Raw genomic sequence first — 6,491 nt, 5'->3', positions numbered from 1 at the left:
GGGGGAGTTGGTGACGTTCGGTGCGACGGTCACCGCGCTCGCGCCCGGCGCCGGTACCCCGACCGGGACGGTCACCTTCGACTTCGGTGACGGCAGCGCCCCCGTCAGCGCACCGCTCACGGCCGGCGCCGCCACCACCGGCCACGTCTACACCGCCGCGGCGGACGACCCCTATACGGTCACCGCCACCTACGACGGGAACGCGGATTTCACCACCTCGCTCGGTCTCGACACCCAGCGCGTCCAGCCGGCCGGCACCGCCCTCGCCGTGGTCTCCACGCCGGATCCGTCGACGGTGGGGGAGTTGGTGACGTTCGGTGCGACGGTCACCGCGCTCGCGCCCGGCGCCGGTACCCCGACCGGGACGGTCACCTTCGACTTCGGTGACGGCACCCCGCCCGACACCGCGTTCCTCACCGCAGGCACCGCCGAAGTCACCCACGCCTACACCGACGCGGCCGAACTGCCGTACCCGGTCACCGCCACCTACAACGGTGACCCGGACTTCACGACCTCCCTCGGCACCGACACCCAGACCGTTCAGCCGGCCGACACCGCCACGGCCGTGGCCTCCGTACCCGACCCGTCCACGGTGGGGCAGTTGACGACCTTCGTCGCGCAGATCTCCCCCGAGGCCCCGGCGGCCGGCGCGCCCACGGGAACCGTGACATTCGAGTTCGGCGACGGCAGCCCGCCCGTCACGGCACCCGTCGAGGGCGGCACGGCGACGGTCACCCACGCCAATCCGGAGGTGGCGGAGAGCCCGTACACGGTCGCCGCGACCTACAGCGGTGACGACAACTTCAACCCCTCCTCGGGGGCGGACAGTCACTCGGTCGCCCAAGCGGTGTCCACCACGACGGTGACGACCGCGCCGGAACCGTCGGTCACCGGACAGCCGGTCACCTTCACCGCGACCGTCGCGGCCGCCCCGCCGGCCGTGGGCACCCCGACCGGGACGGTCACCTTCGACTTCGGCGACGGCACCGCACCCGTCACCGCACCCCTCACGGACGGCACCGCCGCCCTCACCCACGCCTACGCCACCGCGCCCCTCAACCCGTTCCCGGTCACCGTCACCTACAGCGGGGACGCCAACTTCACCGAGTCCGCCGGGATCGGTACGCACACCGTCGAGCAGGCCGCGACCACCACCACGGTCACCGCCGAACCGGACCCGTCCGTGACGGGGGAGTCGGTGACCGTCACCGTGACCCCCACCGCACCCGCCTCGGGCACTCCGACCGGGCCGGTCACCTTCGATTTCGGCGACGGGTCCCCGCTCCTCACCGCCCAGTTGGTGAACGGCACGGTGACCGTCACCCACCCCTACACCAGCGTGTCCGGCAGCCCCTACACGATCACCGCGGTCTACCTCGGTGATGCCAACTATGCCGCGTCCGAGGACACCATCGTCCATGCCGTCGCCCCGGCCGAGACCACCACCACGGTGACCTCCTCGCGGGTTCCGTCGGCGGTCGGCGAGAGCGTGACGCTGATCGCGCGGGTGATCCCGGTGCCGCCGGGCGCCGGCACCCCGACGGGGACGGTCACCTTCGACTTCGGTGACGGCACCACGCCCACCAGCGCACCGGTCTCCCACGGCGTGGCCATGGTGTCGCACACCTACACCAGCACCGCCGGCAGTCCCTACACCGTCACCGCGGCCTACAGCGGGGACGCCGACTTCGCCGCCTCCACCGGGACGGTCGCCCAGGGCGTGGAGACCAGTGTGTCGGGCACCTCGACGACGGTGAGCTCCACTCCGGACCCGTCCATCGTCGGCGAGTTGGTGACCGTCACCGCGACCGTCCTGCCCGTGCCGCCCGCCGCGGGCACCCCGACCGGGACGGTGACCTTCGACTTCGGCGATGGCGCCCCGACCGTGACGGTCCCGCTCACCGGCGATACGGCGACGGTCACCCACACCTATACCGCGGCCGCCGATCCCGGCACGATCTCCGCGGTCTACAGCGGTGACGGGAACTTCGCGGGCTCGGCCGGATTCGACCCCCACACGGTCGGACAGGCGGCCACCTCGACGGTGCTGGAGTCCGCCCCGGACCCGTCCGTGACCGGCCAGGACGTCACCTTCACCGCGACCGTCACCTCGACGGACGCGGGAGCCGGCACCCCGACCGGGACGGTCACCGTCGACTTCGGCGACGGCACCGCGACTGTCCGGGCGCCCCTCACCGACGGCTCGGCGACCGCCGTACACGCCTACCGCCACACTTCCGGCAGCCCGTATCAGGTCACCGCCACCTACAACGGCGAGGCGAGCTTCACACCGTCCACGGACACCGACACCCAGACAGTGAACCCGGGGACGGTGTCCGTCGCCGTCCTCTCGTCGGCGGACCCTTCCGCGGTCGGCCAGCCGGTGACCCTCACCGCGAACCTCACGGCGGACGCCCCGGCGGTGGGCACGCCGACCGGGACGGTCACCTTCGACTTCGGCGACGGCACCCCGACCGTCACCGCCACCGCCGTGGGCGGCACGGTGACGGAGACTCATGCGTACACCACCATGGCCGGCAGCCCGTACCCGGTCTCCGCCACCTACAGCGGCGACGAGGACTTCAGCCCTGCCGCGGGCACTGGTTCCCAGTCCCTGTACCCGGCCGCGACCACCCTGGAGGTGACCTCCGGTCCGCAGCCCGCGGTCGTGGGGCAGCCGGTGACCGTCACCGCGACGGTCGCCCCGGTCCCGCCGGGTGCCGGCACCCCGAGCGGCACGGTCACCGTCGACTTCGGCGATGACACCCCGCCCGCCACGGCCCCCCTGGTCGGCGGAGCCGTCACGCTCCTGCACACCTACACCAGCAGCCTCCACAGCCCGTACACGATCACCGCCACCTACAACAGCAGCGACGACTTCACCGGCTCGGTGGCCACGGCGATCCAGACGGTCCTGCCGGACGCCACGACCACCACGGTGACCGCCGCACCGGACCCGTCCGTCGTCGGCCAGCCGGTCACCTTCACGGCGATCATCGCTCCGGTGGAGCCGGGCGCGGGTGTCCCGGACGGAACGGTGATCTTCGACTTCGGGGACGGCACGGACCCGTCCGCGCAACCGGTCGTCGCCGGGGTGGCAACGGCCGTGCACGCCTACCCCAGCCCGTCCGGGAGCCCGTACACCGTCACCGCCACCTACGGCGGGGACGCTGATTTCACCGCTTCCAGCGGCACCCTCACACAGTCCGTCGGCCAGGCCGCGTCCACCACGGTGGTCAGCTCGCTGCCCGAACCGGCGGTCACCGGCCAGCCGGTGACCGTCACCGCGACCCTCCCGGCCGTCGCGCCCGGGGCCGGCACACCGACCGGCACGGTCACCTTCGACTTCGGTGACGGTACGTCACCCAGCACGGTGCCGGTCACCTCCGGGGTCGCCACGGCGACACACACCTGGGCCGGTACCTCCGGCAGCCCGTACACCGTCACGGCCGAATACAGCGGGGACGCCGACTTCACCCCGTCCACCGGTACCGGCACCCAGACGATCGCCCCGGCCGAGACCACCACCACCGTCAGCGCACTGCCGGCGCTCTCGGTGACGGGCCAGCCGGTGGATCTCACCGCGACGGTCTCCGCCGTCGCACCGGGAGCCGGCACCCCCACCGGCACCGTCACCTTCGACTTCGGCGACGGCACCCCGCCCCTCACCGCACCTCTGACGGACGGCACCGCCACCCTCAGCCATGCCTGGGACGGTACGTCCGGCAGCCCCTATACGGTCACGGCCGACTACAGCGGGGACGCCGATTTCAGCCCCTCCACCGGTACCGGCACGCACACCGTCGGCCCGGCCGCGACCACCACCACCGTCAGCGGACTGCCGGAGCCCTCGGTCACCGGCCAGCCGGTGACGTTCCTCGCGAGGGTGCTGTCCGACAGCCTGGGGGACGCCGCGCCGGCGGGGACGGTGACCTTCGACTTCGGCGACGGCAGCGCGCCCGTCACCGTCGCCGCGCCGGGTGGCCTGGCGAGCGCCGTGCACACGTACACGAGCGCCACGGGCAGCCCGTACACAGTCCACGCCACCTACAGCGGCGACGACCGGTTCACCGCCTCCGTGGGGACCGAAACGCACACCGTGCAGCCGTCGTTGTCGGCGACGGTGGTCAGCTCGTCGCCGGATCCCGCGGTGACGGGCCGGCCGGTGGGCATCACCGCGACGGTCTCCGCGGCCGCGCCGGGGGCCGGCACCCCGACCGGCACGGTCACCTTCGACTTCGGTGACGGCAGCGCGCCCGTCACCGCACCCGTGACGGACGGCACCGCCACCGTGACACACGCCTGGGCGAGCACCTCCGGCAGCCCGTACGCGCTCACGGCCGGCTACAGCGGGGACGCCGACTTCAGCCCTTCCACCGGTACCGGCGTGCAGACCGTCGACCCCGCCGCGACCACCACCGATGTGATCTCCTCGCCCGATCCGTCCGTGACGGGCCGGCCGGTGGGCATCACCGCGACGGTCTCCGCGGCCGCGCCGGGGGCCGGCACTCCCACCGGCACCGTCACCTTCGACTTCGGTGACGGCACCCCCTCCGTCACCGCCACGCTCACCGCCGGCGTGGCCACCGTGACGCACACCTGGACCGGCACCTCCGGCAGCCCCTACACCGTCACGGCCGACTACAGCGGGGACACCGACTTCGACCCCTCCACCGGCACCGACAGCCAGACCGTCGGCCGGGCATCCGCCGCCCTGTCCCTGTTCTCCTCCCCGGACCCTTCCGTGGCCGGACAGGAGGTCACCTTCACCGCCCTGGTCTCCGCGGTTCCCCCGGGCGCGGGCACCCCCACCGGGACCGTCACCTTCGATTTCGGCGACGCCACCCCGCCCGTCACCGCACCGGTCATCTCGGATGCGGCGACCGTGACGCACGCCTACCCGGATGCGACCGGCAGCCCCTACACGGTCACCGCCACCTACCACGGTGACGACGACTTCGCCCCCGCCACCACCACCGACGTTCACCGGGTGGCGGTCAGTGCCGCGACCACGTTGACGACCGTGAGCTCCTCCCCGGACCCCTCGGTGACGGGCCGGCCGGTGACCTTCACCGCGACCGTGGCCCCGACCCCGCCCGGCGCCGGGGTGCCGACCGGAACGGTCACCTTCACCTTCGGGGACGGAACGGCGGCCGTCACGGCCTCGCTCTCCGGCGGGGTCGCCGGCGTCACCCACGTCTACACCACCGCGACGGGCAGCCCGTACACCGTGACCGCGCGCTACAGCGGGGACGCCAACTTCAGCTCCTCCGCGGGCACGGACAGTCAGACGGTCGATCCGGCGTCGACGCTGACCACGGTGGCCGCCGCGCCGGATCCGTCCGTGGTCGGCCAGCCGGTGGACTTCACCGCGACCGTCACACCGGTCGCACCGGGAGCCGGGGTGCCGGCCGGCGCGGTCACCTTCGACTTCGGGGACGGCACTCCGCCCACGCCGATTTCGCTCTCCGACGGCGTCGCCCGGGTCACCCACACCTTCACGGCCGCGGGCGGCCCCTACACGGTGGCCGCGCTCTATGAGGGGAACGACAGCTTCTCCTCGGCGAGCGGAGGTGACACCCAGACGGTGGGCAGGTGCGCGACGACGACGTCGGTGGTGTCCTCGCCCGATCCCACGGTGGTGGGGCAGTTGACCACGGTGACGGCTTCGGTGGCGTCGGTCGCGCCGGGGACGGGGGCGCCGTCGGGTACGGTCACGTTCAATTTCGGTGACGGCAGTCCGACGTTGACCGCGCCGGTCAGTGAGGGTCTGGCGGTGGTGACGCACGCTTATGGGAGTACGGCGGGCAGTCCGTTCGCGATCACCGCGGCGTATGACGGGGACGTGAACTTCACCTCGTCGAGCGGGAGCGATACCCAGACCGTGGGCAGGGCGGCCACCAGCACGGCGGTGGTGTCTACCCCCGATCCCACGGTGGTGGGCCAGTTGACCACGGTGCGGGCGTCGGTGGCGTCGGTCGCGCCGGGGGCGGGTGCGCCGTCGGGTACGGTCACGTTCAATTTCGGTGACGGCAGTCCGACGTCGACGGCGCCGGTCAGTGAGGGTCTGGCGGTGGTGACGCACGCTTATGGGAGTACGGCGGGCAGTCCGTTCGCGATCACCGCGGCGTATGACGGGGACGCGAACTTCACCTCGTCGAGCGCGAGCGACACCCAGACCGTCGGTAAGGCGGCCACCACCACGGCGGTCTTCTCCTCGCCCGATCCCACGGTCGTCGGCCAGCCCACCACCCTCACGGCCTCCGTCGCCTCCGCGGTGCCCGGGGCCGCCATCCCCACCGGTACGGTCACCTTCAGCTTCGGCGACGGCACCCCCTCCTCCACCACCACGCTCTCCGACGGCATCGCCACCGTCACCCACGCCTACACCACCACGACCGGCAGCCCCTTCCCCATCACCGCGACCTACAACGGGGATTCCGGCTTCACCTCGTCAAGTGCCGGTGATGCGCAGACGGTGGGGAGGGCGG

1 protein-coding gene is annotated in these 6,491 nt (G+C 72.8%); it reads left to right on the top strand.

The window, feature by feature from the left end:
- The coding region (locus ACFWJW_RS04735; RefSeq protein ID WP_387234852.1) for a beta strand repeat-containing protein at window positions 1-6,491 on the top strand (6,491 nt) is incomplete at both ends.

It is taken from the genome of Streptomyces sp. NPDC127097, assembly GCF_042724075.1.
Lineage (GTDB): Bacteria > Actinomycetota > Actinomycetes > Streptomycetales > Streptomycetaceae > Streptomyces.
This window is presented reverse-complemented; position numbering and strand designations above follow the sequence as displayed.